Raw genomic sequence first — 23919 nt, 5'->3', positions numbered from 1 at the left:
CGTTCCGATTTGAAGCCGGCCACCATTCCGATTTAATTCCGGCCACCTGGCGGGGATTTTTCAGCGTTTTCGGCTGGGTCAGCAACTCGGGCAACTGTCCTCTCGTTACCATCAACGAGGAGGGCTGGATGCCGGCGAAGAGAGAGCTGACGATGCGGCAGATACGACAAACCTTACGGCTGGCCAGTGACGGCATCAGCGCCAGGGCGATGGGGCGGATGCTGGGCGTGGCGCGGAGCACGATCCAGGACAATCTGAAGCGGGCGCAGGCAGCGGGGCTGGCGTGGCCGTTGCCGGCCGACCTCAGTGATGCGGTTTTGGAGGAGCGGCTGTTTGCCCGCAGCGGCGCGCCGCGGGGGGTGCGCCGGCGCGCCGAGCCGGTCTGGAGCGAGCTGGTCTGCGAGCTCAAGCGCCCGGGCGTGAACCTGATGGTGCTGTGGGAGGAATATCGCGCCGGGCATCCGGAAGGGTACAGCTACAGCCGGTTCTGCGATTTGTTCAGGGAGTTCGAGGCACGGCTGTCACCGGTCATGCGCCAGGAGCACCGGGCGGGCGACAAGGTGTTCGTCGATTATTCCGGCAAAAAGTTGGGCATCACCGATCCCGCAACTGGCATCGTGCGCATGGCGGAGATTTTTGTCGCGGTGCTGGGCGCGTCGAACTACACCTACGCGGAGGCGAGCTGGACCCAGACGCTGCCGGATTGGATCGGCGCGCATAGCCGCATGTTCCGGTTTTTTGGCGGCGTGCCGCGGCTGATCGTGCCGGATAATCTGAAGTCCGGCGTCAACAAGGCGTCGTTCTACGATCCAGAGATCAACCTGAGCTATGGCCGGATGGCCTCGCATTACGGTGTTGGTGTTTTGCCGGCCCGGCCGCGGCGCCCGAAGGACAAGGCGAAGGTGGAAGCCGGTGTCCGCTTTGCCCAGAGCTACATTCTGGGCCGGTTGCGCCAGCAGACTTTCTTCTCTCTGGCTGAAGCCAACCAGGCGATTGCCGGCATGGTGGAGCGGATCAACGCGCATGTCATGCGCAGGCTCGGCGTCAGCCGGCGGCATTTGTTCGAGACGATCGAACGCCAGGCTTTGGCGGCATTGCCAGAGACCGACCATGAGTTTGCGGAGTGGGGTTTTGCCCGCGTCTCGCTGGATTATCATGTCGAGGTCTGCGGCTTTTTCTACTCGGTGCCGCATCAGCTGATCCGCCAGCAAGTCGATACCCGCGCCACCGAGCGGATGGTTGAGATCTTCCACCAAGGCAAGCGGGTCGCGGTGCATCAGCGCCGCTATGGCGGTCCAAGGCACGGCACTGCCCCTGAGCATATGCCGAGCGCGCACCGGCGCTACGCCGCATGGACGCCGGAGCGGTTCCGCTCATGGGGCGCATCGATCGGCCCGCAGACCGAGGGGCTGATCATCGCCATCCTCGCCAACCGGCCGCATCCGGAACAGGGGTTTCGGACATGCCTTGGCATCCTGCGGCTGTTCAAGGAGTTGGACCGTCCGCGCGCCGAGGCGGTGGCGGCCCGAGCGGTCGCCTTTGGCGCGTTCAACTACAAGAGCATTGCCTCGATCATCGCCAGCAAGCTCGACCAGACGGCCAGCCCGCCAGATGAGGCGCAGGCGGTGCTGACCCACAGCAATCTGCGCGGCGCCGAATATTTTCACTGATTTCCACTGAAAGGAACAAGCATGCTCACCCACCCGACCCTCGACCTGCTGCACAAACTCGGCCTGCACGGCATGGCCAAAGCCTTCAAGGACCTCGACGCCCGGCCGGAGGTTGCCGGTTTGGCCCATGGCGAATGGCTGGCTTTATTGCTCGAGCACGAGGCCACGTTGCGACAGCAGAAACGCTTCGAGAGCCGCGCCCGCGCGGCCAAATTGCGCCAGTCCGCCAGCGTCGAGGATGTCGATTACCGCGCCCCGCGCGGCCTCGACCGGGCACAGTTCCTGAAACTCGCCAGCTGTGACTGGGTGCGCGCCCGGCATAATCTGCTCATTACCGGCCCCTGCGGGGTCGGCAAAAGCTGGCTGGCCTGCGCGCTGGGCCAGAAGGCTTGCCGCGAGGATCTCTCGACCGCCTATCACCGGGTGTCGCGGCTGTTCTCTGCCCTGGCGCTGGCCCGCGCCGATGGCCGTTACGCCAGAACACTGCGCCAGATCGCCAGGCTCGACCTGTTGATTTTGGACGATTGGGGCCCCGAGACCCTGAACGCGGACCAACGCCGCGATCTGCTGGAAATTATCGATGACCGCCACGAGATGCGCTCCGTCATCATCACCAGCCAAGTGCCGGTCGAGCGCTGGTACGAAATCATCGGCGATCCCACCATCGCCGACGCCATCCTCGACCGCCTCGTCCACAACGCCTACCGCATCGAACTCACCGGCGAGAGCCTCCGTAAAAAGCGCGATCCGGCACCGGCCCACGCCCGAACTTGACCCAAAACAAGGACACGATAATCATTCAACCAGACCCAACCGAAGACGCTCAGGTGGCCGGCTTCAAATCGGAACCCCGGCCGGCTTCAGTTCGGAAGCAGTGGCCGGCTTCAAGTTGGAATGCATGGCCGACTTCATCGGAATCCGCAATCAGGAAGGCGCCGCCGCCCAATGCAATGATATCGGGGGTGTCCTTCAGGCCGAAATCCCCGACCCGGCAGACCAGGAAATAGCCGGCGATGAGATTGAAAAAACCCCAGACCACATTGACGGTCGAGGACGAGAGGCCTTGGCCCGGCGGCTTTGCGAAGGGGCTCTGGAAGGGCCTGCCCAACATGCCGCTGACGGCATGTGGGACGGCGTTGGCGAGAAACGCCCCGCCGAAGAAGTAGGCGATGAGTTGAGGCCAGGCCATTCAGGCGCTCCTCTTTGCAATAAGGTTGATGATGTCGTCCGTCGCGCCGGTCTCGCCCAGACGCGGAAAGACGTTGCGGAGGCTATACTCGTGGGCCTCCGAGCGCGTGTCGGTCATGGCATCGACGGCGAGGGCGACATTGAACCCCGCCGAGGTTTTTTTAAAAGCCCTCTGGCGGTCGCGGCCGGCCGGTAGCGGCAAATGCGGTTCGATCACCGCCCACTCCGCATCGGTGGTACCGCTTGCATAACGCGACCCATCGCGCCGATACTTGACGCGCGTGATTTCAGTCCGAGCCATGACGTGCTCCCTCTGGGTCTTCGCAAACCTGAGAGAATCGCAGCCACGGAAGTCACGCAACCCGCCGCTGCCTCTCAGCAATCGGTGGAAACGTGAATGCCGCCCGCTCAAATACTAACTCATTGACGTAACTTAAAAAAACTTTGCTGCCGATTGATTCCGGGTCAACCTTTTATACCGCGATGAAGTGGGCGTTAAATAATTCTGTTCTTCTAATTATTGCGCTTTTCTGCTGATGTAGCGCGCACAGACTCGCTTCCTTGCGGCGATAGAACCCTGCTACTCCCGGTGCGATTCTATGCTCAAAGCCGGCAACGATTATCTCGCAATTCCAGTGCCAATCCTCGTATCCGAACCCGCTGTTTCCCGTCGCACCGTAGGGAACGGAAAGGAATGTTTCCCGAAATCCGGAGACCCAACTACACCAGTAATTTACCGTGAAAAGAGCCGCGGGATCGTAAGCGGGGTCGCTTTGATCGATCATTCGAAAAACCTCGTGCTTGGCGCCGAAAGAAATCGCCAATTCAGGGTGGACAACCGTTTTTGTTCCGTAATTTTTTAGGCAAGCGACGGTTTGCTCAATCCAGTTGGGCGAATACAGATCATCTCCATCAACGATGGAGATGAGTTCACCGCGCGCCGCGTCGAGCCCGTCGTTTCGCGACAATCCAAGATCACCATTGTCGACTTCCATGATTTTTACGGCAGGCTCGTCGATGGTCTGTCGCCGTACAATCTGCTTCGTCTCCTCGTCCGCACGATCCATGACAATTACGAGTTCATTCGTAATGCCTTTCTGCGTCGCAACGCTACGCATGCGTTTGATAGATGCGAGCGTCGGACACGCGAGAAGCTTCTCGCCGTGGAAGGTCACGATAACAGAGACATCGAACATATGTGACACCGCTCTTCGAGAGTAGTGTCTCAGTTTGAATTTCTCGTTTTATAGACGTTCGGACGAGCCGGCTTCGTCGCTTGTGCGTCATTCAGCTTCACCACGTCTTCCATGCTCCACAGCGTTGCACTCAGGCCGGCGGCCATAGCGGGCGAACAGCGCAACGTCTTGTGTTGGCGAACAAAGTTATACCAGACAGTATAAAGCGCCACCATGTCCGCCCCACGGCGAGGCTTTTTTTCAAAAGCCCTCTGGCCGTCGCGGCCGGCCGGGTAATGAAGCGATTTTTCCATTTTGCAGGAATCGCCTCGTGCCCGGCCGCCATGTCACCGACCATCAGATGAGGCTTTTCATGAAGTTCCGTCAGACCGAGCCAGTCGCCGTTGCCGCCGCCAAGGCGTCTATGAGCATGGCGACCGCCTATCGCATCCAAAACGACCCCTCTGGGTGCACAAGATTGGGCTTATCCGCGTAGTGCATAGGAGGGACCCGCGCCCGGAGCGCAGGGCCCTGGGCGTTGCGCGCAGCGGAGGGCGTGGGAGGTCCCTGTGCACCCACGAGGAGAAGCCCGGGAGGGGGTCCGGGGGAGGGTTTTCAGTTTCGGTTTTTGAAGCGCCAGCTGGTGTTGCCGGTCTCGACGATGTCGCAGTGATGCGTCAGGCGATCGAGCATGGCGGTGGTCATTTTGACGTCACCGAACACCTGGGGCCAATCGGCGAAGGCGAGGTTGGTGGTGATCGGGAGCGAGGTGTTCTCGTAAAGCTTGCTGATGAGATGGAACAGCAACTGCCCGCCGGATTGGCTGAATGGGAGATAGCCGAGTTCGTCGATGACGACGAGATCGTGGCGCAGCAGCTTCTCGGCCAAGCGTCCGCTCTTGCCGGCGGCCTTTTCCTGCTCGAGCTGATTGACGAGATCGACGAGGTTGAAGAACCGTCCCCGAGCACGGCTCCGGATGACGGCGGCAGCGACGGCGATGCAGAGATGGGTTTTGCCGGTGCCGGTGCCGCCGATAAAGATGGTGTTGCGCTTGGCGTCGAGGATGTCGTGACGCTCCATCAGGCTTCCTTCCTTATGCTGTCGTAGCGACGGCAATCCGCCATGGGTTCGATCTTCAGGCGCAGCGCATTGGGCGTCGTGATGCTCGGCACCGGTATCGGCTGAAGCCGCCGGGCGAGCACGGTGAGAATCACATCGCCATTGGCAATGCCGGCCTCCAGGGCTTCGGCGCAGGCCGCCTCAACCGCGGCCAGGCCATGGTCGAGCACCGCGCCCAGCACCTTGACGAACTGGCGATCCCCGTCGGTGTGGCTCTTCACCTTGGCGCGCACCTGAGCCAACGCCGTCGGCAGGCTCCAATCCTTGAATGGAGCGCCGTTGCGCGCAGCGGCAGCTTCGCTTACTGCTCCAAGATCTCGCTCAGAACCGCGACCCATTCGCCCAGCTTCGGCGCCGGCTGCACACCGCGCTCATACTTGAACTCGGTCGTCCGGCCGCGGATCACCTTGCGTACTGTCGCGCGCGACACCGACAGCGTCCGCACGATCTCCTTGATCGGTCTCTGCTGCTCGAAATACGCCCGTCGTATCTGACCGATCTGGTCCACACCAATCACCCCCCGAACTCCCTTCCCGGACAAAGGAAGGGAGGCTGCCACACAGCGTTAAAGGGGGGTCATTATTGGACGCGAATTTACAGCCTGGAAGCGTGCTCGCTGACGGCCTGGCTGCAAGCAGGGCTTTCGGATGCTGGCATTCCGGCGATCTGTATCGAAGCGCGTCAGGCGAAGGCCGCGATGGGTGCGATGCCGAACAAGACCGACCGCAACGACGCGCGCGGCATCGCGTAGATCATGCGCACCGGCTGGTATCGCGCGGTGCATGTGAAAAGCCCGCCCTGCCGCTCCTGGCCCGCGTTGCTGACGGCGAGGCGGATGCTCCTGAACAAGCGTCGTGATGTCGAGAACGGCATTCGGGCGTTGCTACGCGAGGTTGGGTTGAAGGTTGATACGCCAGGCCGCAAGGACTTTGGGGTTCGCGTGCGTGAATTGGTAGCGGATAACCCGGTGCTGGTGAGCCTGGCTGAATCGCTGCTGGCCGCAGTCGAGACAATGACCCGGGAGGTGGAGCGGCTGACCAGGCGCGTGCTCGACGAGGTGCGCGTGGAGCCAACATGCAGGCGGCTGATGACAGTGCCGGGCGTCGGCCAGCTGACGGCGTTGGCGTTCCGTGCCACGATCGACCAGCCGGACGGCTTTCGAAGGTCGCGTGATGTCGGCGCGCATCTTGGCCTGACGCCGCGACGCTACCAGTCCGGCGAAACCGACGTGCAGGGCCGCATCAGTCGATGTGGCGACGAACTGGCCCGAACGGCGCTGTACGAGGCAGCCCATTCGTTGCTGATCCGCAGCACCAAATGGTCGGCGCTGCGGGCATGGGGCATGAACGTGGCCAAGCGCCGCAGCATGGCGCGCGCCCGCGTCGCTGTGGCGCGCAAGCTGGCGATGATCCTGCATCGCATGTGGACCGATGGCAGCGAGTTCCGCTGGGGCAAATAGGCCACGGTAGCATGAGAAAAGGAGTTGCAGCTTCCGCCTGACAAGGGCGGAGTCAGTGTCGTTCCCGTGGGGACGATGGACGAGGTGATCTCGTTGAGCGTCCGGAACCCCGTGATTGGATGTATGTCACGGAGGTCGCGAGTCAGATTGAGACACCTCATCCTCCTGACCCCATCATGGGCGGCCACGCGCCGACCGCGGAGAGAAGCGAGTGACCTACGGGAATGGCCTGCGGAAAGAGGAGCAGCTCGATACCAACAACCCCAATCAGAGAAGACTCTAAGCGTTATGCATTTCTTTTTTTCCAATACTAACATCGTTTAGCGTATTTATTTCTTTTGAAGACAAATAATCATCTTTTATCATGTAACCTCTCCCCCAAACCGTAATAATAGAATTAGACACACCAGCCATAGACAATTTCTTTCTTAGCTTACATATAAATACATCTATAATTTTTATCTCTGGCTCATCTAGACCGCCATACAAATGATTTAAAAATATTTCCTTTGTTAAAACAAATCCTTTTCTTAAAACAAGTAGCTCTAATATAGAATATTCTTTATTTGTTAAATGTATTATATTATTATTTACTTTAACTTCTCTGCTTTCAGTATCTATGTATATTTCTCCAGAATTTATTATATGATGACTAAATCCCTTACTTCTTCTTATTATGGCTTTTATTCTGGCCATTAGCTCTAATTTATCATAGGGCTTAGTTATAAAATCGTCTGCGCCTAAAGATAATGCTTTTATTTTTGCCTGAGGTCTAGACAATCCTGAAAAAACAAGAACAGGAGAGTCGATTTTATTATTTCTCATTTTTTTTTATTACTTCATAGCCTTCCGTATCTGGAAGTATTATATCGAGAAGAACTATGTCATATTCATAATGACTGATGAGATCTAAAGCCTCTGAGCTAGTTTCAACTTGATCAACAACCGCTCCAGATGACTTGAGCATCTCAAGAACATCGTTTATTATTTTTACGTCATCTTCTACCACAAGGACTCGCATCTGTGCCTCCAAGTGCGCTGCAATCGTAAATTACCACCTTTACGTGTATTTAGCTACAGAAAAAACATATTATTTTTTATATATTAATTTATTTTTGAGCGTTCATTAAATTTATGGTCATTGCGCCCTTGCGGTGTCCTTATCGTGCCTGTTGCCGCTTAAATGGAACCTGTCTCGGAATGCTTTGGGCATGCGCCACGATGCCAAACTCGCCAAGCAGACCACACGCGGCGTTGACCGCTGCTATCCGCTGCCGCACCAGTAGCGCCCTGACCGGTGCAACGCCAGGATGCCCTGCTGCTCACGCGTCTTCACCGGCACGAACCGCATGTTCGGCCGGCCCACCGCCTCGCAGATCGCCGTAGCGTCGGCGGCGTCGGTCTTGTTGCGCTTGACGTAGGGCTTTCCCATATTGCGGCGGGATCAGGCGCACGGTGTGGCCGAGCCGGACCACAGTTCGCGCGCCCAGTGGTGAGCGCTGGGCACGTCTCCATGCTAACCAGGCACGCAAGGCTGTTGGGGGATGTCCCGGCCGGCGTCGAACTTTGGCGAGGGGACGTTGCCTGAAATCTGACTATGCGACCCTTGCGGGTTGAGCAAGATCGGCCGTGAGAAGGAGGTTGTCGCTGTGTGCGGCCAAGGCCGGTTCGCGGAGCCATGAGAGCCGGTGCATGGGCCGGGATCGGTTCCAGGCTCTGATGACCCGCGTGCCTGCCCTTGCCTCAGCCGCGGATTATTCATCCTTCGACACCACGAGCGGCTCAATGCGCGTGGCTTCCAGGAAGAGCCGGGTGCGGAAAAGCCGCCCGCCCGGATCTTCGGGGGCGGAGCCGAATGGCCGAGCTACTCGACCACGGTCATGAGAGGATTTTTGATCGACCGTCTCCCGCACCCGCCCGTGCGGGAGACGTGTCAAAAAACGTCAAGCGGTCGCGTGGCTGGCGCCGCGCTGGGCGAGACGGTGATCGAGGCTGAGAGCGCCGGCGCCGAAAGCGACGAGGTGCAATAGCCCGCCAGCGATGGCGAGGTTTTTCAAGAAATTGATCTGCTGGCCATGGTCGGCGAAATTATTGTGAAAGGCGAGGGCGGTGACCAGGGAAAACAGCGCCATGATGGCGGCAACCGCCCGCGTCTGCCAACCGAGCACCAGGAGGATGCTGCCACCGACCTCGATCAACACGGCGACGATATAAGCGGCCATCGGCAGCGGCAGCCCGCCGGAGGCTATATATTGCATGGTCCCCGAGGGATTCTCGATCTTGCCGATGCCGGCGAGAATGAACAGGACGGCGATCAGGATGCGCCCGATGAGATCGACGCTTTGCTGCATGGTGGTTCTCCCGTTAGCGCGGCGTGGCCGCGCGGATTGTCGCGATGGCGTGAGGATAGCCGGTCATTAATTCAGTGTCGAACGAATTTTCATGCGCTCCCTCCGCTCTGCGGACGGCGGGGATCGAACCCGCACTTCCGAAACGGAAAGCAGATTTTAAGTCTGCTGCGTCTACCTGTTCCGCCACGTCCGCATGAGAAGATCCTTATCCCTCGCAGAGCCGGCGGGCGATTTCAAGCGCGCGTTGGAGCAGCGTCTCATTCGCCTCGGGCGTGAGAAACCCGCTATGGGCGGAAAGCGTGACGTTGGCGAGGCGCGTGAGCGGGTGGCCTGCCGGCAGCGGCTCGGTCGCGAAGACATCGAGCGCGGCGTGACCGATATGCCCGTCCTCGAGCCCGGCGATCAGCGCCGCCTCGTCGATCAACGCGCCGCGCGCGGTGTTGACCAGAATAACGCCCGGGCGGAGCCGCGCGAGACGCCCGGCATCGAGAAATCCCCGCGTTTCGTCAGTGAGCAGGAGATGAAGCGAAATGACATCGCTTTCGGCAAGCAGCGTGTCGAGGTCGACGAAGCTGACCCCGGCCGCGGTTTTCGGGCTCCGGTTCCACGCAAGCACCCGCATGCCCGATCCCGCCGCGATGCGCGCGACCTCGGCGGCGATTCCGCCGAAGCCGATGAGGCCGAGCGTCTTGCCGGTGAGTTGCATCCCCGGAATGCGCGGCCAGCCGCCGGCGCGAACGCCACGATCCATCGCCGCGATCCCGCGCGCCGCCGCCCACATCAACGCGATGCTATGCTCGGCAACCGCGATGTCGCCATAGCCCTTGATGGTGTGGACGGTGATGCCGAGGGCGGCGAGTTCCTCGGGGTTCATATAGCTCCGCGCGCCGGTGCCGAGAAAAATGACCTGGCGGAGCGCGGGGCAGGCGGCGAGTGCTGTCGTCGGGAGGGCGGAATGATCATCGAGCACGAAATCATAGCCGGCGAGCAGGCGTGGCAGATCCTCAGGCGCGATGCGGGCGGCGCGGTTGACGGTGACCGCCGGGTCGCCGGAACGGTGGAGGCGCGCGAAAATCGCCGCCATGGTGTCGTCCGCATCGAGAAAAAGACCGCGCATGAAGCTGCCTCCGGTTGATCACCGCCTGGATCCGGCCACTCTGCGGAAATCGGCGGAAGCGGGCAAGCCGCGCCGGCGCCGCGCGCGCTGGCTCGCGCGTGCGATCATCGCCGTGGTCTGGGGCGGGCTCGCGCTCGGCCTCGTCGGGTTGTGGCTGATCTATGATCTGCCACGCCCCGAAGACGCCGTCACCCTCCGGCGACCGAGCCTCACGCTCGAGGATCGCACCGGTCACGTGATAGCGCGCTATGGCGATATCGTCGGCGCGACGGTGCATCTCGCTGATCTGCCGCCTTATCTTCCGGCGGCGGTGGTCGCGGTCGAGGATCGGCGATTTTTCAGGCACGGCGCTCTCGATGGATGGGGGATGGCGCGTGCCGCGTTCATCGATCTCACCGCTGGGCGGATCGTCCAGGGCGGCTCGACGCTGGAGCAGCAGGTCGCGAAAACCCTCTTTCTCAGCAACCGCCGGACATTCCGCCGCAAGCTCCAGGAGGCCATTTTATCCTTCTGGCTTTACGATCATTTTTCTCGCACCGAGATTCTCGAGATCTGGCTGAACCGGGTCTATCTCGGGGCCGGGGCGTTCGGGGTGGACGCTGCCGCGCGGGTCTATTTCGGCATTCCGGCGCGCCGGGTTTCGCTCTGGCAGGCGGCGATGATCGCCGGGCTGCCGCGCGCGCCGGCACGCTTCAACCCTCGCGCCGACCCCGCCGCCGCGATCGCCCGCACCCGTCAAGTGCTGGCGGCGATGCGCGAGGGCGGGGTTATTACCGAGGCCGCCGAAAACGCCGCCGTTGCCGCGATCGCACTGCCACCGCTTGCGGGCGGCGGCTGGTTCGCCGATTGGGCGGCCGAGCAGGCTGAACCCGGTCTCCCGCCCGGTGAGGACCTGACGCTGCGCACATCGCTCGATTCCCGTCTGCAGGCGGTGGCCGAGGCCCGGCTCAAGGCGCTGCTCGACGGTCCCGGCACCAGCGCCGGTGTGAGCGAGGGTGCGGTGGTTGCGCTCGATGCTGCGACCGGCGCGGTTCGCGCCATGGTCGGCGGGCGGGCCGAAAGCGGCGGCGGCTTTAACCGCGCCGTCGCCGCGCGGCGCCAGCCGGGCTCGGCGTTCAAGCCCTTCATCTGGCTCGCCGCCCTCGCGCGGGGGGAGACGCCGGCAAGCCTGGTCGAGGATGCGCCGATCAGGATCGGCAGCTGGGTGCCGCATGATCTCGAACATCGCTATCTCGGCACGATCACGCTTACCACCGCGCTCGCGCAATCCTCCAATACCGCCGCCGTGCGGCTTCTGCTGCGGAGTGGCGGGCCGCGCGCCGTGATCGCGCTTGCCCGGAAACTCGGCATCAACGATCCTCTGCCGGATGACGCCTCGCTCGCGCTCGGCACCGCCTCGGTCGGGCTTCTTGAATTGACCGCGAGCTACGCGCCGTTTTTCAACGGTGGCAATGCCGTCCGGCCGAAGTTTCTCGAAGCCGGGCCCGCCGTCCGAATCCCGGTGATCACGCCGGCGGAGGCGGCGATGATGAGAACCATGCTCGCCGCCGTGGTCAGCGACGGCACCGGCCGCGCCGCCGCCATCCCGGGCGAGAGCGTCGCCGGCAAAACCGGCACGTCCCAGGCCTATCGCGATGCCTGGTTCATCGGCGCGGTCCACGGCACCCTGATCGGGGTCTGGTTCGGCAATGACGATGCGAGCCCGACCAAGGGCGTCACCGGCGGCAGCCTACCGGCACGTTTGTTCCACGATCTTGCCGTGATCGTCGCGCGGGAGTGAAGGAAAGGGCGAAGGGAAATTCTAGAGCGCGATCGGTTTAAGTCGATCACGCTCTACCCCTATTTTGGCGAGCAAGTTGGCCGGTTTTGATTGAACAGGATGGTTCAATCAAAACCTACCTTGCTCTAGCGTCGCGCGGCGCCCATCAGGGCAGCGCCGAACAAAGCGGCGGCGATGGTTGCGACGATGATCAGAAAGCGCAGCCGCCACGCCGCGGCTTCCGCCTCGGCGGTCATCGTCTGGCGCAGCGCCGCGCGCAGTGCGGCGGCGCGCGCCGGAAGATCGCCCGCGCGGTTGGCGGCGGCGGTCGCGGCGCCGCCGAATCGCGCCTCGTCATTTTTCCCGAGCGCTGCCGCCATGGCATCGATGTCGGCGGCATGGCCGGCAGCGAGCGCGTCATCGATCATCGCCTCCTCATGCAGGGCGCGGGCGAGCGGCAACGGCGCGGCATAGGTCGCGAGAATGCCGGCAAGGCCGACGACAATGAAAGCCATTGTGAGAAAAGCGATCAGGCTCCCGCCCCGCCGCGCTGGGGGCGGGCTCATGCGTAACGCCGCAACAACGCGACCAACCGCCCTTGCAGGCGCACCCGCTCGGCGGGAAAAATCCGCGTCTCGTGGCGGGCGTTGGCGGGCTCCAGGGCGATCGAATTGCCACGCTGGCGAAGCCGCTTCAGCGTCACCTCGCTCTCATCGATCAGGGCGACGACGATCTGACCGTTTTCCGCGCCCTCGCCACGACGGATGATCGCGGTATCGCCATCGAGAATGCCGGCATCGATCATCGAATCGCCGGCGACTTCGAGCGCGTAATGTTCACCATTGCCGAGCAGCGCCACCGGCACCTCGATCAATGTGCCATGATCACGCAGCGCCTCGATCGGCAGTCCGGCGGCGATACGGCCGTAGAGCGGCAATTGCACCGCGCTCGCGGCGGAGGCGGCGCGCACGCCCTGGAGCCGGGCGGAGAAATCGCCGCGGATGACATTGGGGGCGAAACTGGCGGGGGGAGAGAGCCCGGATGGCGAAGCCACGCCAGCGGCTGCCGGGGAGACACTCGCGGCGTCATGGCCCGGCCCGCTCGCAGCGGCGATGTCCTCGGGCAGGCGCAGCACTTCGAGGGCGCGGGCGCGGTGATGGCGGCGGCGAAGAAACCCGCGTTCCTCCAGCGCCGAAATCAGGCGATGGACGCCGGATTTGGATTTGAGCCCGAGGGCCTCTTTCATCTCCTCGAAGCTCGGCGAGAAGCCAGTGCTGCGAAGATGCTGATCGATGACGGTCAGAAGCTGGTATTGCTTGCGAGTTAGCATGCGAGCCTTTTCTGTCTTGTTTTGTCTCGCCCCAAAGACACCGGCCGCTGCCCCAAGCCACCAGGCCATGTCGAGCGAGAGGAAACGCCATTAGGGACTCCAGGATTTCTGATCAGTGTTCTACATTGGTTCTTGTTTGCCCGTCAAGCGCGCGCGAGCGGCATGACCGGGAGGGGGATCCTCACGGTTTCGCGGGAGGCGCTGCCGGGAGGAGGCCGAGCGCATTATAAAGCCGGATGCTCGGCGGCCAGCGCCGCATCACCGTCTCGCGATGGTGGGCGGCGGCATAGCCGGCAAAAACGACGATCACGAGGCTCGCCGCCCATCCGAGCCAGATCGCGGCGCCGGGCCGGCGGCGTGGCGGCTTCGCGGAGGGCGTGACCCTCCGCTCGGCGGCCGCGACCCGCGGCGCCTCGGGAATGCGGACGGCGGATTCGGGCGCTACCACGGCGGTTACCGCGGGTGTCGCCTCCGGCTCGGGCGGGGGTGGCGTGGTATCGGCGCTCGGCTCCCATTCATGGCCGCAACGCGAGCAACGCGCTCGCCGGCCGGGCACGAGCAGCGTGTCCGGAACCTCATAAGCCGCGGCACAGGCGGGACAAGTGATGTGCATGAATGTCTCGAGAAGTTACTTTGCCGTGCCGGCTTGGCTCTGGCAATGCCCTGGGAAGGGAATGGGGCAATGCGCGACGAGGTTTGCACCCTCTTTCCTGGCTTGGCAAAAGGATAGGGAACAACAACGCGATTCGGGATGATCAGATTTCACGAAGTCGGACTTTCCTATGGCGAAGGCGCCGGCGGCGGCCGGGCGGGGCTGGTTTTGCGCGATATCAGCTTTAGCGTCGCGGCGGGCGGGTTTCGCTGGCTGCTTGGCCCCTCCGGCGCTGGCAAAACCAGTCTTCTCCGCCTGCTGACGCTCACGGTGCGGCCGAGCCAGGGTGAGGCCGTCATTCTCGGTCACCCCATCCATACCGCCGCGCGCCGCGATCTTGCCGCGCTCCGCCGCCAGATCGGCGTTGTATTCCAGGATTTCCGGCTGCTCGACCATCTTTCGGTGTTCGATAACGTTGCCTTGCCGCTCCGCCTTGCCGGCCGACCGGAGGGGCAGATCCGCGCCGATGTTTCGGAAATGCTGCGCTGGGTCGGGCTCGCCGGCCATCTCGCGGCGCTGCCGCCGACGCTTTCGGGCGGCGAGCAGCAGCGCGTCGCCATCGCCCGCGCGGTGATCAACCGCCCGAGCCTCATTCTCGCTGACGAGCCGACCGGCAATCTCGACGAAGCCCAGGCGGAACGGCTCATGCAGTTGCTCGGCGAGTTGAACCGGCTTGGCGCTAGCGTCATCGTCGCGACCCACCAGACCGCGCTGGTCGCGCGTTATCCGGCGCCGGCGCTGCGGCTCGATCAGGGACGGCTGGTCGGCGATGCGTAGGGAGCACGCGCGGCTGCGCCCGGCGCGGTTCGACGAACTTGGCTTGAAACGCGCTTTCGCACCGCGTTTGCTGCCGCTCTTGGTCGCGGCGGTGGCGTTGCTCGCGGCGCTGGCGCTCGCTGGGATGCTTGCCGCCGCCGGCCTTGCCCGGCATTGGCGCGAAGGGGCGGGCGCCAGCTTGACCATTCAGGTGCCCGCACCTCAGGCGCCGGCCGACGCTGGTGCGGCGAGCCGGGCGGACGCGGTTCTCGCTGTGCTCCGTGCCGATCCAGGAATTATCGCGGCGCGGCGGCTGAGTGATGCCGAACTCGAGGCGCTGCTGCGCCCCTGGCTGGGCGCAACACCTGGCACGCTCGGTCTTGCGGTGCCGGCGGTGATCACTGTCCGCCGCGCCGCAGGGGCCGCCCCGGTCGCCGAGGAGACGTTGGCGGCACGGCTCACGCCGGTCGCGCCGGGGACGCTGGTCGAAGCGGCGGGGCCGTGGTTTTCGCATCTTACCGTGTTGGCGCGGAGCTTACAGGCGCTGGCGGCGCTGGCGCTGCTCATCGTCGGGATGATCGCCGCCCTGGTGATCGCGATCGCAACCCGCGCGAGCCTTGCCGCGCGGCGCGAGGCGCTGGAAATCGTCCACGGGCTGGGTGCCAGCGACTCCTATATCGCCAATCGGTTCGCCGCCCGCGCCTCATGGCTCGCGGCGCTTGGCGGGGGGCTCGGCACGCTCGCGGCGCTGCCGGCGCTGGCGTTGCTCGGGCAGGTCGCAGCGCCGTTTGCGGGGCTTATCGCGCCCAGCAAGGACGCCGTGAGCGGCATGGCGGCGGGCTTGGCCCGCGGCATCCTGCCGCTCGCGGCGCCTTGGCTCGCTCTGCTGCCGCTGGCCGCGGCGGCCATCGGCTGGCTCACGGCGCAGGGGACGGTGCGGCGATGGCTCCGCCGTCTACCGTGACCGGCGTGAGATGGGCAGCCCCGTGGCGCAGCGTCCTTTTGGTCACGCTAATTGCCGCCGGTGTTTGGTTCGCTGGGTTCCTTTGCTTCGTCTCGGTGACCGAGACGCCCCCGCCGCCCGATCTGCCACCCGCCGACGGGATCGTCGTCCTCACCGGCGGGGCGGATCGGATCGCCGATGGCTTGCGTCTGCTCGCCGCCGGCAAAGGGCGGGAATTGCTGGTCTCGGGGGTGGCCTCGAAGCTCGATCTCGCCGAGATGGCGCACCGCGCCGGGCTCGATCCAGCACAGCTCGGCGGCCATGTCACGCTCGGCCGGGCGGCGCTGACGACCCGCGGCAACGCCGCCGAGGCGGCGCTGTGGGCGCGGCAGAACGGCTTTCATTCGCTGATCCTGGTCACCGCGACCTATCACATGCCGCGCGCTCGCGCCGAGTTTGCCCGCGCCATGCCCGATGTCACGTTTTACGCCGCCGCCGTGGTGCCGCCGGCGATGCGCGGCCCCTGGCGATGGACGACGCTCAGGCTGCTCGCCGTCGAATACAGCAAGTTCCTGATCGTCGCCTCGGGCCTCTCAGCGTTGTTGCCGGGCAATGACTGGGGGCACGATTGAGGGAGATGAGAGGGATATGATGTTTCTGCGCTCGGCGCTGTTCAATCTCTATTTCTTCCTGCTCACCTTCGTGCTCGGGATCGGCGGGCTCGGCGTGCGCTGGTTTGCGCGCCGCCGGGCGCTCGCTTACGCGCAATTCTGGGCACGGTTGGTGCTCGGCGGCTTGCGCTGGATTTGCGGCATCTATCCTGTGTTGATCGGATTCGAGCATTTGCCGCCGGCGGGGCCGGTATTGCTCGCCTCCCAGCATCAATCGGCCTATGACACGCTGGTCTGGCTCACGCTGCTCGCCCATCCGACCTATGTGATGAAGCGGGAACTTAAGAAAATTCCCCTCTTCGGGCCGCTCACGCCGCTGGCTGGGATGATTTTGGTCGATCGCGCTGGCGGTGCTGCGGCGCTGCGTGGCCTCCTCGCCGAGACAAGGCGGGCGGTGGCGGAGGGACGCCAGATCGTGATTTTTCCCGAGGGAACGCGCACCCTCCCTGGCGAGCGGCGGGCGTTGCAGCCCGGGGTCGCGGCGATGGCGGCGGCGGTGAAATTGCCGGTGGTGCCGGTTGCGACCGACTCCGGGCGTCGCTGGGGAAAAGACGCGTTTTTCAAGCGCCCGGGGCCGATCCATCTCGTCGTCTGCCCGCCATTGCCGGCCGGCCTGCCGCGTGAGGCACTGCTTGCCGGCCTCCAGGCGGCCTGGGATGCGGCGCCGCTGCCGCGTGCCGGCGCGGGGTGTGGGTAACTCTGTGGGAGGATCGCCGCAAAGCTCCGATGTCACACCAATGTCAAAATTCAACTATTTGATAAATAACGTATTTTTATCAATTTCCAGTCGCGCTGACGGCTCGTCGCGAGATGGGGATAATTGGCTGGCGGCACGTGCTGATCCGCCCCTCAGTGTACGAGCGTTCGCCCGCGCGTTTCCGGCAGTGCGAAGGCGGCGAAGAAAAATACCGCATAGGCGACGGTCGCGAACACCGCGATGGCATCGGCGAGGGGAATGATCTCCGCGAGATAGCCGACCAGGGTCGGAAATAGGGCACCGACGCCGCGGCCGAAATTATAGCAGAATCCCTGCCCTGAGCCGCGCATCGCGGTCGGGAATAGCTCGCTCAGAAACGGGCCGAAGCCGGAAAAATAGCCCGAGGCAAAAAATCCGAGCGGAAACCCGAGCACCAGCATCGCCTGGTTCGGGATCGGGAGCTGGGTATAAGCGAGCACGAGGACAATCGCCGCCGCCGAGAAGACGAGAAACAGCATTCGCCGCCCGATCCGATCGGCGAGCCAGGCGCCCATGAGGTAGCCTGCGAAACTGCCGGCGATTAGTGTCGCGAGATAGCCGGTTGAGCCGATCACGCTGAGGCCGCGGCTGGTTTTGAGAAAGGTCGGAAGCCACGTGGTGATGGCGTAATAGCCGCCTTGCGCGCCGGTCGAGGCGAGGGCGGCGAGCAGGGTGGTGGTCAGGATGTCGGGCGCGAAAATGCGCGTGAGTGTCGGATGCGGCTCGCCGCTGGCAAGGCGCTGCCGGTGGCTGGCTGCCGCCAGCTCCGGTTCGGCAACGTGACTGCGGATATAAAGCGTGAGCAGCGCCGGCGCGACGCCGAGCGCGAACATCGCCCGCCAGGCGAGCGCCGGCGACAATGCGGAAAACAGCGCCGCTTGGGCCAGCACCGCCGCCCCCCATCCCAGCGCCCAGCCCGCTTGCACCGAGCCCACTGCGCGGCCGCGAAAGGCCGGGCGGATCACCTCCCCCATCAAGACCGCACCGACCGCCCATTCGCCGCCGAAGCCGAACCCGAGCAGCGTGCGAAAAAGCAGCAATTGATTGAAACTCTGCGCGAAGGCGGAAAGCAGGCTGAACAGCGAGAACCACAAGATGGTGAGTTGCAGCGTGCGCACCCGGCCGATGCGGTCGGAGAGAAAACCGGCGAGCCAGCCGCCGATGGCGGAGGCGAGCAAGGTCACTGTCGCCGCGAGCCCAGCGCGGCCGCCGCCGACATGCCAGAGCCGCATGATCGAGCCCAGCACCAAGGGGTAGATCATGAAATCCATGCCATCGAGTGCCCAGCCAGTGGCGCAAGCGATGAAGGTGCCGCGTTCGGGCGCAGTCATGCTGCGGAAGAAGGCGAGCAGCCCGGTATCCTGTTTGGCAGCAACGGTCGCGGGAATGGCACGGATTCCTTTCTTGCCGACAAGTTAAAGAAGATTTTTTTTGCAGGAGAAAAGTCTTTTTGCTTCTTTTTCTTCAGAAAAAGAAGATGCTTTCTTTATCTTTATTTCCCTAAAGCGTTGCCGCGGCGCGGGCTGCCTGATTGTAATGGCCGGAGAGAGCGCGCAGCAGGGAAGCGAGCGCCGAGAGCGGCGCCTCGCCGGGGCCGGTGTCGGCGAAGCCCTGAACCAGCAGCCGCTCGCGGATCGCGGCGTAGCGCGCGCAGAGCGCCTCACCGGCCGCCGTTGCTCGCACCAACACCTCCTTGCCGGCGCGCTCGCTGATGATGAGGCCGGCGCGGGTCAGCTTGCCGAGAGCGTAGGTGATGAGATGCGGATCCTCGATATCGAGGACGAGGGCGATATCGGCTCGCCGCTTCGGCCGGTCGCGGTGGCGGACGGTGTGCAGGATGAGCACCTCGATCGGCGAGAGGCCGGGTGCTCCGGCAGCGGCGGCGCAGCGGGTCATCCAGCGCTGAAAGGCGTGATGGGCGAGGGTGAGGCCGAATTCGACCTCGGAAAGCGCGGGTGAGCCGCCGGCCGCGAGATGGGCGGACGAGACCACGGGATCGTGCCGGAGATGTGGGGCAGCCTTGCTCTCGGGCATCGGGCGCTTCCTTTGCGGTTGACGTTGAGAAATCGTTGACGATTTGATGATAATTTGTCAATAAGAGGGCGCGAAAAAATCCAGAGACGGAGTCCCCATGACCCAAGCCGCCGCGCCCCGCGACACGTCGCCCGAGCCTCCTCTGATCCCCGGCTGGCAGTTCTGGATTGATCGTGGCGGCACCTTCACCGATATCGTCGCGCGGGCGCCGGACGGGCGCTTGCTTACTCATAAACTGCTTTCGGAAAACCCCGCCCGCTATCAGGACGCGGCGATCGCCGGGATCAGGGCGATGCTCGGCCTGGCCGCCGAGGAGCCGATTCCGCCGGGGGTGATCGAGGCGGTGAAAATGGGCACCACGGTCGCGACCAACGCCCTTCTCGAACGGAAGGGCGAGCGGACCCTGCTCGTCGTCGATCGGGGTTTTGCCGATGCCTTGCGTATCGGCAACCAGGCGCGCCCGCGCCTCTTCGATCTCGCGATCACGCTCCCCAGCCTGCTTTATGAGACGGTGGTGGAAATCGATGGCCGGATCGCGGCCGACGGCGCCGAGATCATCCCGCTCGATGAGATCGGGGCGCGAAAAGCCTTCGCCGAGGCGCGCGCGCGGGGTCTTGGCGCTTGCGCCATCGTGCGCATGCATGCCTGGAAATATCCCGACCACGAACAGCGACTCGCCGAACTTGCCCGCGAGGCCGGCTTTGCGCAGGTCTCGGCGAGTCACGCGGTGAGCCCGCTTTTGCGCCTGGTGCCGCGCGGCGATACCACCGTGGTTGATGCCTATCTCTCGCCCATTCTTCGCCGCTATGTCGATCAGGTCGCGGCGGCGCTCGCCGGCACACGGCTCTATTTCATGCAGTCTCATGGCGGGCTTGCGGAGGCGCGGCATTTCCAGGGCAAGGATGCGATCCTCTCTGGCCCTGCCGGCGGCATCGTCGGCGCCGCCCGTACCGCCGCCGCGGCAGGGATCACCAGCATCATCGGTTTCGACATGGGCGGCACCTCGACCGATGTCGCGCTTTATAACGGCGCTTTCGAGCGCGCCTTTGAGACCGAGATCGCCGGTGTGCGCATGCGTGCGCCGATGATGGCGATCAACACGGTTGCCGCCGGCGGCGGCTCGATCCTGCATTTCGACGGCGCGCGGCTTCGTGTCGGCCCGGATTCGGCGGGTGCCGCGCCTGGCCCCGCGAGCTACCGCAATGGCGGGCCGCTCACCGTGACCGATGCCAATGTCTGTCTCGGCAAAATCCAGCCACGGCATTTCCCGGCGATTTTTGGCCCGAGCGGCGATCAACCGCTCGATGACGGCCTGGTGCGGGAAAAATTCGCGGCCCTCGCCGCCGAGGTCAGCGCCAAAACCGGCATCGACCACACCCCGGAGCGCCTCGCGGAGGGCTTCATCGCCATCGCGGTCGCCAACATGGCCAATGCGATCAAGCAGATTTCGGTCCAGAAAGGCCACGATGTCACTGGCTTCACGCTCGCCTGCTTCGGCGGCGCCGGCGGCCAGCATGCCTGTCTGGTCGCCGATGCGCTCGGGATGGACAAAGTGTTCTTGCATCCCTTCGCCGGGGTGCTCTCGGCCTATGGCATGGGGCTTGCCGATCAGGTGGTGATGCGTGAGCAGGCGGTCGAAACGCCGCTCGTTGAGACGGCGATCCCGACGCTCGAGGCTGCGCTCGCGCGGCTGGCGGCAGACGGAACCGAGGCACTCGTCGCGCAAGGGGCTGAGCGCGAGAAAATCCGCGTCAAGCGCTCGGTGCATATTCGCATTGAAAGTACCGAAGCAGCGCTTCCCGTCGCCTTTGCTTCCCTAGAGGCGATGGCCGCCGATTTCGCCGCCGCCCACAGCGCCCGCTTCGGTTTCGTCCCGCCACCAGGCCGCACGCTGATCGCCGAACTGGTCGCGATCGAGGCGATCGCCCCTGGCGACGCGGTGGCCGAAGAGTCGCTCGCGCCGCGCGCCTCCGGCACGCCGGTGCCAATCGACGAAGTTGCCTTGTTCAGCCAGGGGGCCGCGCACCGCGCGCCGGTGTTCGAGCGCACGGCGCTTGCCGCCGGTGACCGTTTGTCCGGCCCGGCGCTGATCAGGGAGGCCAATGCGACGACGGTGATCGAACCCGGCTGGCAGGCGGAAATTACCGCGCGCAACCATCTCCTGCTGACGCGCGCGAGCCCACGCACGACGCGCCATGCCGCCGGCTCCGAGCGCGCCGATCCGGTACTACTCGAACTCTTCAACAACCTCTTCATGAATGTCGCCGAGCAGACGGGCGCGGTTTTGCAGAACACCTCCCTCAGCGTGAACATCAAGGAGCGCCTCGATTTTTCCTGCGCGATTTTCGATGGCAGCGGCGCTCTCGTCGCTAACGCACCGCATGTGCCCGTCCATCTCGGCGCGATGGGCGAAAGCGTCCGCACGGTACTGGCGCGGCGCGGCAAAACCCTTAAGCCGGGCGACGTCATCGCCCTCAATAACCCCTTCAACGGCGGCACGCATCTTCCCGATGTCACCGTTATCACCCCGGTTTTCGACGAGAGCGGGCAAAAGATCCGGTTCTTCGTTGGCTCGCGCGGGCATCACGCCGATATCGGTGGCACGACCCCGGGCTCGACCCCGCCCAACTCGACCACGCTCGAGGAAGAGGGCGTGGTGATCGATGATTTTCTTCTCGTCGAGGGCAATGCCACGGGCGGGCATTTCCGCGAGGCGGAGTTCCGTGTCCTCCTTGCGGGCGCGCGCTATCCGGCCCGCAGCCCCGATGTCAATGTCGCCGACATCAAGGCGCAGGTCGCCGCCAATGCCCGCGGCGTGCAGGAATTGCAGCGGGTTATCGCGCACTATGGCTGGGACGTCGTCTCCGCCTATATGCGCCATGTCATGGACAATGCCGAGGAGAGCGTGCGCCGGGTGCTGGCGCGCATCCCCGGCGGGCGTTTCATCTATCAGATGGATCGCGGCGTGCCGCTCGCGGTTGAGGTGCGCGTCGATACCGCGAAACGCACCGCGATCGTCGATTTCACCGGCACCGGGGCGGAGCAGACGGACGGGAATTTCAATGCCCCGCCAGCGGTGACCCGCGCCGTCGTGCTTTACGTTTTCCGCTGTCTGGTCGGCGATGACATTCCGCTCAACGACGGCTGCCTGAAACCGATCGAGATCGTGATCCCGCCGGGAAGTTTCCTGAGCCCGACGCCCGGCCGCGCCGTCGTCGCCGGCAATACCGAGGTCTCGCAAGCGACCTGCAACGCCCTCTTCGGCGCGCTCGGCGTGATCGCCTGCAGCCAGGCGACGATGAATAATTTCCTCTTCGGGGATGCGAAATATCAATATTACGAGACGATCTGCGGCGGCACCGGCGCCGGGCCCGATTTCGACGGCACCGCGGCGGTGCAGACCCACATGACCAATACCCGCATGACGGACGCCGAAATCCTCGAACTGCGCTATCCGGTTAGGCTCGAGGAATTCGCGATCCGCCACGGCTCGGGCGGGGCGGGGCGCCATCGCGGCGGCGCCGGCGCGCGCCGGCGCATCCGTTTCCTCGCGCCGATGACGGCGGTGATCGTCGCCTCACGCCGCGAGGTCGCTCCCTTCGGGCTCGAAGGCGGCGAAGACGGCGCGCCCGGGCGGCAATGGGTGGAGCGCCGCGATGGCAGACGCGACATCCTGCGCGGTGTCGATCGCGCCGAACTCGCGCCCGGCGATATTTTCGTGATCGAAACCCCGGGTGGCGGCGGCTTTGGCGCACCAAAAGCGGGGGAGGGGGAGGCCATTCAAGAACACACTCGCCTAAATAATAAAACTACTTGAGCAGTGAGGCGAGCAGGGCGTCGAGCCGAAGCCGGCCGGCGGGCAAGGCGCGGAGCCGCCCGGTTTCGCCCCAGGCGAGATATCCCTCCTCTTCTGCCGCGCGGAGGGTTTCGCCATCGATCGCCGCAACCAGCGGCCGGCCGGTTATGTGCTGAAAGCGTGTGGGATCGATCCCTTCGTCGAGCCGCAGCCCCATCAGCAGCATTTCGCGCGCCTGTTCGGTGGCCGTGAGCGCCGCTTCCTCGACGCTTCCGTGGCCTTCGCGTTCAACCTGCGCGAGCCAGGCTTCCGGGGCGCGATGGCGACGGATTGCCAGCCGCTCCCCCCCGAGGAAAAGTCGGCCATGCGCGCCGGGGCCAATGCCCGCGTAATCGCCATAGCGCCAATAGGCGAGATTGTGGCGGCTTTCGGCGCCGGGTCTGGCATAGTTGGAGACTTCATAGGCGAAGAGCCCGAACCGCGACGCTTCCTCGGCGGTTGCGTGATAGAGTGCTGCGGCGTGCTCTGGGTCGGGGAGGATGATGTCGCCGCGGGCGTGGGCGGTCTCGAAGGCCGTGCCGGGTTCGATGGTGAGCTGATAGAGCGAGAGATGATCGGCGGCGAGAGCCAGCGCCCGCCGTAATTCGCCGCGCCAGGCGGGAATGCTTTGGTCGGGCCGGGCGTAGATGAGATCGAAGGAAAGGCGGGGGAAAATCCGTCGCCCGAGTTCGAGCGCCGCGATCGCCTCGGCCGCTGAATGGCGGCGCCCGAGCCAGGCGAGAGCGGCGGGGTCGAGGCTTTGCACGCCGAGCGAGAGGCGGTTTACGCCGGCGTCGTGGAAGGCCGCGAGGTTTTCCGCCTCCACGCTGGTCGGGTTGGCTTCCAGGGTGATTTCGAGATCGTCTTCGGGCGCAAAAAGCCGGGTTGCGTCGGCGATCAGGGCGGCGACACCCTCGGGCGGCATGAGGCTCGGCGTGCCGCCGCCGAAGAAAATCGAAGCCAGCCGCCGGCGGCCAAGCCGCGCCGCCTCATGCGCGAGTTCGGCGCGGAGCGCGGCAAGGAAGCGCCCGGCGTCGATCCGCTCGCGGACATGGCTGTTGAAATCGCAATAAGGGCACTTGGCGCGGCAGAATGGCCAATGAATATAGAGCGCGAGCATGGCG

The 23919-nt window shown here is 64.1% G+C and carries 21 protein-coding genes, 1 tRNA gene and 6 pseudogenes; 9 read left to right on the top strand and 19 right to left on the bottom strand.

The features are described from left to right. Window positions 1-152 precede the first annotated feature (152 nt). Window positions 153-1670 carry an IS21 family transposase gene (gene istA / locus DEF76_RS10885; protein WP_408842839.1) on the top strand — a complete coding sequence of 506 codons (1518 nt, stop codon included), beginning with the start codon at window positions 153-155 and terminating at the stop codon, window positions 1668-1670. A gap of 21 nt (window positions 1671-1691) precedes the next feature. Next, window positions 1692-2444: an IS21-like element helper ATPase IstB gene (gene istB, locus DEF76_RS10880; RefSeq protein WP_114912091.1), complete on the top strand. Its 753-nt coding sequence runs from the start codon at window positions 1692-1694 to the stop codon at window positions 2442-2444. Window positions 2445-2493: 49 nt separating this feature from the next. Here the strand turns inward: istB and DEF76_RS10875 are convergent, their stop codons facing one another. The 8 genes and pseudogenes from DEF76_RS10875 to DEF76_RS19340 all read right to left on the bottom strand — a co-directional run bounded on the left by DEF76_RS10875 (window position 2494) and on the right by DEF76_RS19340 (window position 5669). Beyond that, window positions 2494-2859: a hypothetical protein gene (locus DEF76_RS10875; RefSeq protein WP_240318979.1), complete on the bottom strand. Its 366-nt coding sequence runs from the start codon at window positions 2857-2859 to the stop codon at window positions 2494-2496. Next, window positions 2860-3075, bottom strand: coding sequence for a cysteine hydrolase family protein (locus DEF76_RS10870; RefSeq protein WP_205216230.1), 216 nt, complete (start codon window positions 3073-3075; stop codon window positions 2860-2862). Continuing rightward, window positions 3055-3159, bottom strand: a pseudogene (locus DEF76_RS10865) (IS5/IS1182 family transposase); the annotation flags it as partial. The pseudogene DEF76_RS10865 and the gene DEF76_RS10870, both read right to left, overlap by 21 nt. A gap of 172 nt (window positions 3160-3331) precedes the next feature. Continuing rightward, window positions 3332-4054, bottom strand: a complete 723-nt coding sequence (locus DEF76_RS10860; RefSeq protein WP_114912349.1) for a glycosyltransferase family 2 protein — start codon at window positions 4052-4054, stop codon at window positions 3332-3334. Between the two features lie 29 nt (window positions 4055-4083). Beyond that, complete coding sequence (locus tag DEF76_RS19345) at window positions 4084-4347, bottom strand: hypothetical protein (protein WP_162800601.1); 264 nt, start codon at window positions 4345-4347, stop codon at window positions 4084-4086. A 301-nt stretch (window positions 4348-4648) separates the two neighbouring features. Continuing rightward, window positions 4649-5101, bottom strand: a pseudogene (locus DEF76_RS10855) (ATP-binding protein); the annotation flags it as partial. A gap of 11 nt (window positions 5102-5112) precedes the next feature. Further along, window positions 5113-5298 (bottom strand): annotated as a pseudogene (locus tag DEF76_RS19915) (IS21 family transposase); the annotation flags it as partial. 155 nt (window positions 5299-5453) lie between these two features. After that, the gene (locus tag DEF76_RS19340; RefSeq protein ID WP_162800402.1) at window positions 5454-5669 is read right to left on the bottom strand and encodes a hypothetical protein; all 216 of its coding nucleotides are present in this window, start codon (window positions 5667-5669) and stop codon (window positions 5454-5456) included. A gap of 84 nt (window positions 5670-5753) precedes the next feature. On the opposite strand from DEF76_RS19340, the pseudogene DEF76_RS10845 reads away from it, so the two are divergent. Beyond that, window positions 5754-6611, top strand: a pseudogene (locus tag DEF76_RS10845) (IS110 family RNA-guided transposase); the annotation flags it as partial. A 279-nt stretch (window positions 6612-6890) separates the two neighbouring features. On the opposite strand, the pseudogene DEF76_RS10840 reads toward DEF76_RS10845, so the two are convergent. The 5 genes and pseudogenes from DEF76_RS10840 to DEF76_RS10815 form a co-directional block, all read right to left on the bottom strand. Beyond that, window positions 6891-7632, bottom strand: a pseudogene (locus DEF76_RS10840) (response regulator transcription factor). A 196-nt stretch (window positions 7633-7828) separates the two neighbouring features. Further along, window positions 7829-8138 (bottom strand): annotated as a pseudogene (locus DEF76_RS10835) (IS110 family transposase); the annotation flags it as partial. Between the two features lie 416 nt (window positions 8139-8554). Then, window positions 8555-8962 (bottom strand): DoxX family protein, encoded by a 408-nt coding sequence (locus tag DEF76_RS10825; RefSeq protein WP_114912346.1) that lies wholly within the window; start codon window positions 8960-8962, stop codon window positions 8555-8557. Window positions 8963-9070: 108 nt separating this feature from the next. Beyond that, window positions 9071-9155, bottom strand: a tRNA-Leu gene (locus DEF76_RS10820). 12 nt (window positions 9156-9167) lie between these two features. Beyond that, complete coding sequence (locus DEF76_RS10815) at window positions 9168-10079, bottom strand: NAD(P)-dependent oxidoreductase (RefSeq protein WP_114912345.1); 912 nt, start codon at window positions 10077-10079, stop codon at window positions 9168-9170. Between DEF76_RS10815 and DEF76_RS10810 the strand changes: the two genes are divergently transcribed. Then, the gene (locus tag DEF76_RS10810; protein WP_114912344.1) at window positions 10078-11859 is read left to right on the top strand and encodes a transglycosylase domain-containing protein; all 1782 of its coding nucleotides are present in this window, start codon (window positions 10078-10080) and stop codon (window positions 11857-11859) included. The genes DEF76_RS10815 and DEF76_RS10810 overlap by 2 nt on opposite strands. Before the next feature lie 125 nt (window positions 11860-11984). Here the strand turns inward: DEF76_RS10810 and DEF76_RS10805 are convergent, their stop codons facing one another. From DEF76_RS10805 to DEF76_RS10795, 3 genes are all read right to left on the bottom strand, one after another. Beyond that, entirely contained in the window at window positions 11985-12404 is a 420-nt protein-coding gene (locus DEF76_RS10805) for a hypothetical protein (RefSeq protein ID WP_114912343.1), read from the bottom strand. Continuing rightward, window positions 12401-13168 carry a transcriptional repressor LexA gene (gene lexA / locus DEF76_RS10800; RefSeq protein WP_114912342.1) on the bottom strand — a complete coding sequence of 256 codons (768 nt, stop codon included), beginning with the start codon at window positions 13166-13168 and terminating at the stop codon, window positions 12401-12403. The genes DEF76_RS10805 and lexA overlap by 4 nt, the downstream gene beginning before the upstream one ends. A gap of 181 nt (window positions 13169-13349) precedes the next feature. Continuing rightward, window positions 13350-13781, bottom strand: coding sequence for a zinc-ribbon domain-containing protein (locus DEF76_RS10795; protein WP_114912341.1), 432 nt, complete (start codon window positions 13779-13781; stop codon window positions 13350-13352). Window positions 13782-13919: 138 nt separating this feature from the next. On the opposite strand from DEF76_RS10795, the gene DEF76_RS10790 reads away from it, so the two are divergent. Genes DEF76_RS10790 through DEF76_RS10775 form a run of 4 tightly spaced genes read left to right on the top strand, consistent with a single transcriptional unit; the run spans window position 13920 to window position 16887 of the window. Beyond that, a complete protein-coding gene (locus tag DEF76_RS10790; protein ID WP_114912340.1) occupies window positions 13920-14597 on the top strand; it encodes a cell division ATP-binding protein FtsE in 678 nt (225 codons plus the stop codon). Then, window positions 14590-15540 carry a cell division protein FtsX gene (locus tag DEF76_RS10785; protein WP_114912339.1) on the top strand — a complete coding sequence of 317 codons (951 nt, stop codon included), beginning with the start codon at window positions 14590-14592 and terminating at the stop codon, window positions 15538-15540. The genes DEF76_RS10790 and DEF76_RS10785 overlap by 8 nt, the downstream gene beginning before the upstream one ends. Then, window positions 15537-16151 carry a YdcF family protein gene (locus DEF76_RS10780; protein ID WP_162800600.1) on the top strand — a complete coding sequence of 205 codons (615 nt, stop codon included), beginning with the start codon at window positions 15537-15539 and terminating at the stop codon, window positions 16149-16151. The genes DEF76_RS10785 and DEF76_RS10780 overlap by 4 nt, the downstream gene beginning before the upstream one ends. 16 nt (window positions 16152-16167) lie before the next feature. Beyond that, window positions 16168-16887 carry a lysophospholipid acyltransferase family protein gene (locus DEF76_RS10775; protein ID WP_114912337.1) on the top strand — a complete coding sequence of 240 codons (720 nt, stop codon included), beginning with the start codon at window positions 16168-16170 and terminating at the stop codon, window positions 16885-16887. 152 nt (window positions 16888-17039) lie between these two features. Here the strand turns inward: DEF76_RS10775 and DEF76_RS10770 are convergent, their stop codons facing one another. Then, window positions 17040-18257 (bottom strand): MFS transporter, encoded by a 1218-nt coding sequence (locus tag DEF76_RS10770; RefSeq protein ID WP_114912336.1) that lies wholly within the window; start codon window positions 18255-18257, stop codon window positions 17040-17042. A gap of 169 nt (window positions 18258-18426) precedes the next feature. After that, entirely contained in the window at window positions 18427-18960 is a 534-nt protein-coding gene (locus DEF76_RS10765) for a winged helix DNA-binding protein (protein WP_114912335.1), read from the bottom strand. A 97-nt stretch (window positions 18961-19057) separates the two neighbouring features. Between DEF76_RS10765 and DEF76_RS10760 the strand changes: the two genes are divergently transcribed. Then, window positions 19058-22777, top strand: coding sequence for a hydantoinase B/oxoprolinase family protein (locus DEF76_RS10760; RefSeq protein WP_114912334.1), 3720 nt, complete (start codon window positions 19058-19060; stop codon window positions 22775-22777). On the opposite strand, the gene hemW is transcribed toward DEF76_RS10760, so the two are convergent. Further along, window positions 22770-23915 (bottom strand): radical SAM family heme chaperone HemW, encoded by a 1146-nt coding sequence (gene hemW, locus DEF76_RS10755; protein WP_114912333.1) that lies wholly within the window; start codon window positions 23913-23915, stop codon window positions 22770-22772. The two genes, DEF76_RS10760 and hemW, sit on opposite strands and share 8 nt — an antisense overlap. Window positions 23916-23919: the final 4 nt, after the last annotated feature.

Origin of the sequence: Acidibrevibacterium fodinaquatile, from assembly GCF_003352165.1 — a bacterium.
Classification (GTDB): Bacteria; Pseudomonadota; Alphaproteobacteria; order Acetobacterales; family Acetobacteraceae; genus Acidibrevibacterium; species Acidibrevibacterium fodinaquatile.
Note: the sequence above shows the minus strand (reverse complement) of the source record. Positions and strands in the feature narration are given on the sequence as shown.

Bases quoted from the DNA above. Each gene is read 5' to 3' on its own strand.
- istA (WP_408842839.1), top strand. From the start codon at position 153: ATGCGGCAGATACGACAAACCTTACGGCTGGCCAGTGACGGCATCAGC.
- istB (WP_114912091.1), top strand. From the start codon at position 1,692: ATGCTCACCCACCCGACCCTCGACCTGCTGCACAAACTCGGCCTGCAC.
- DEF76_RS10875 (WP_240318979.1), bottom strand. From the start codon at position 2,859: ATGGCCTGGCCTCAACTCATCGCCTACTTCTTCGGCGGGGCGTTTCTC.
- DEF76_RS10860 (WP_114912349.1), bottom strand. From the start codon at position 4,054: ATGTTCGATGTCTCTGTTATCGTGACCTTCCACGGCGAGAAGCTTCTC.
- DEF76_RS19345 (WP_162800601.1), bottom strand. From the start codon at position 4,347: ATGGAAAAATCGCTTCATTACCCGGCCGGCCGCGACGGCCAGAGGGCT.
- DEF76_RS10825 (WP_114912346.1), bottom strand. From the start codon at position 8,962: ATGCAGCAAAGCGTCGATCTCATCGGGCGCATCCTGATCGCCGTCCTG.
- DEF76_RS10810 (WP_114912344.1), top strand. From the start codon at position 10,078: ATGAAGCTGCCTCCGGTTGATCACCGCCTGGATCCGGCCACTCTGCGG.
- DEF76_RS10815 (WP_114912345.1), bottom strand. From the start codon at position 10,079: ATGCGCGGTCTTTTTCTCGATGCGGACGACACCATGGCGGCGATTTTC.
- DEF76_RS10805 (WP_114912343.1), bottom strand. From the start codon at position 12,404: ATGAGCCCGCCCCCAGCGCGGCGGGGCGGGAGCCTGATCGCTTTTCTC.
- lexA (WP_114912342.1), bottom strand. From the start codon at position 13,168: ATGCTAACTCGCAAGCAATACCAGCTTCTGACCGTCATCGATCAGCAT.
- DEF76_RS10795 (WP_114912341.1), bottom strand. From the start codon at position 13,781: ATGCACATCACTTGTCCCGCCTGTGCCGCGGCTTATGAGGTTCCGGAC.
- DEF76_RS10790 (WP_114912340.1), top strand. From the start codon at position 13,920: ATGATCAGATTTCACGAAGTCGGACTTTCCTATGGCGAAGGCGCCGGC.
- DEF76_RS10785 (WP_114912339.1), top strand. From the start codon at position 14,590: ATGCGTAGGGAGCACGCGCGGCTGCGCCCGGCGCGGTTCGACGAACTT.
- DEF76_RS10775 (WP_114912337.1), top strand. From the start codon at position 16,168: ATGATGTTTCTGCGCTCGGCGCTGTTCAATCTCTATTTCTTCCTGCTC.
- DEF76_RS10770 (WP_114912336.1), bottom strand. From the start codon at position 18,257: ATGACTGCGCCCGAACGCGGCACCTTCATCGCTTGCGCCACTGGCTGG.
- DEF76_RS10765 (WP_114912335.1), bottom strand. From the start codon at position 18,960: ATGCCCGAGAGCAAGGCTGCCCCACATCTCCGGCACGATCCCGTGGTC.
- DEF76_RS10760 (WP_114912334.1), top strand. From the start codon at position 19,058: ATGACCCAAGCCGCCGCGCCCCGCGACACGTCGCCCGAGCCTCCTCTG.
- hemW (WP_114912333.1), bottom strand. From the start codon at position 23,915: ATGCTCGCGCTCTATATTCATTGGCCATTCTGCCGCGCCAAGTGCCCT.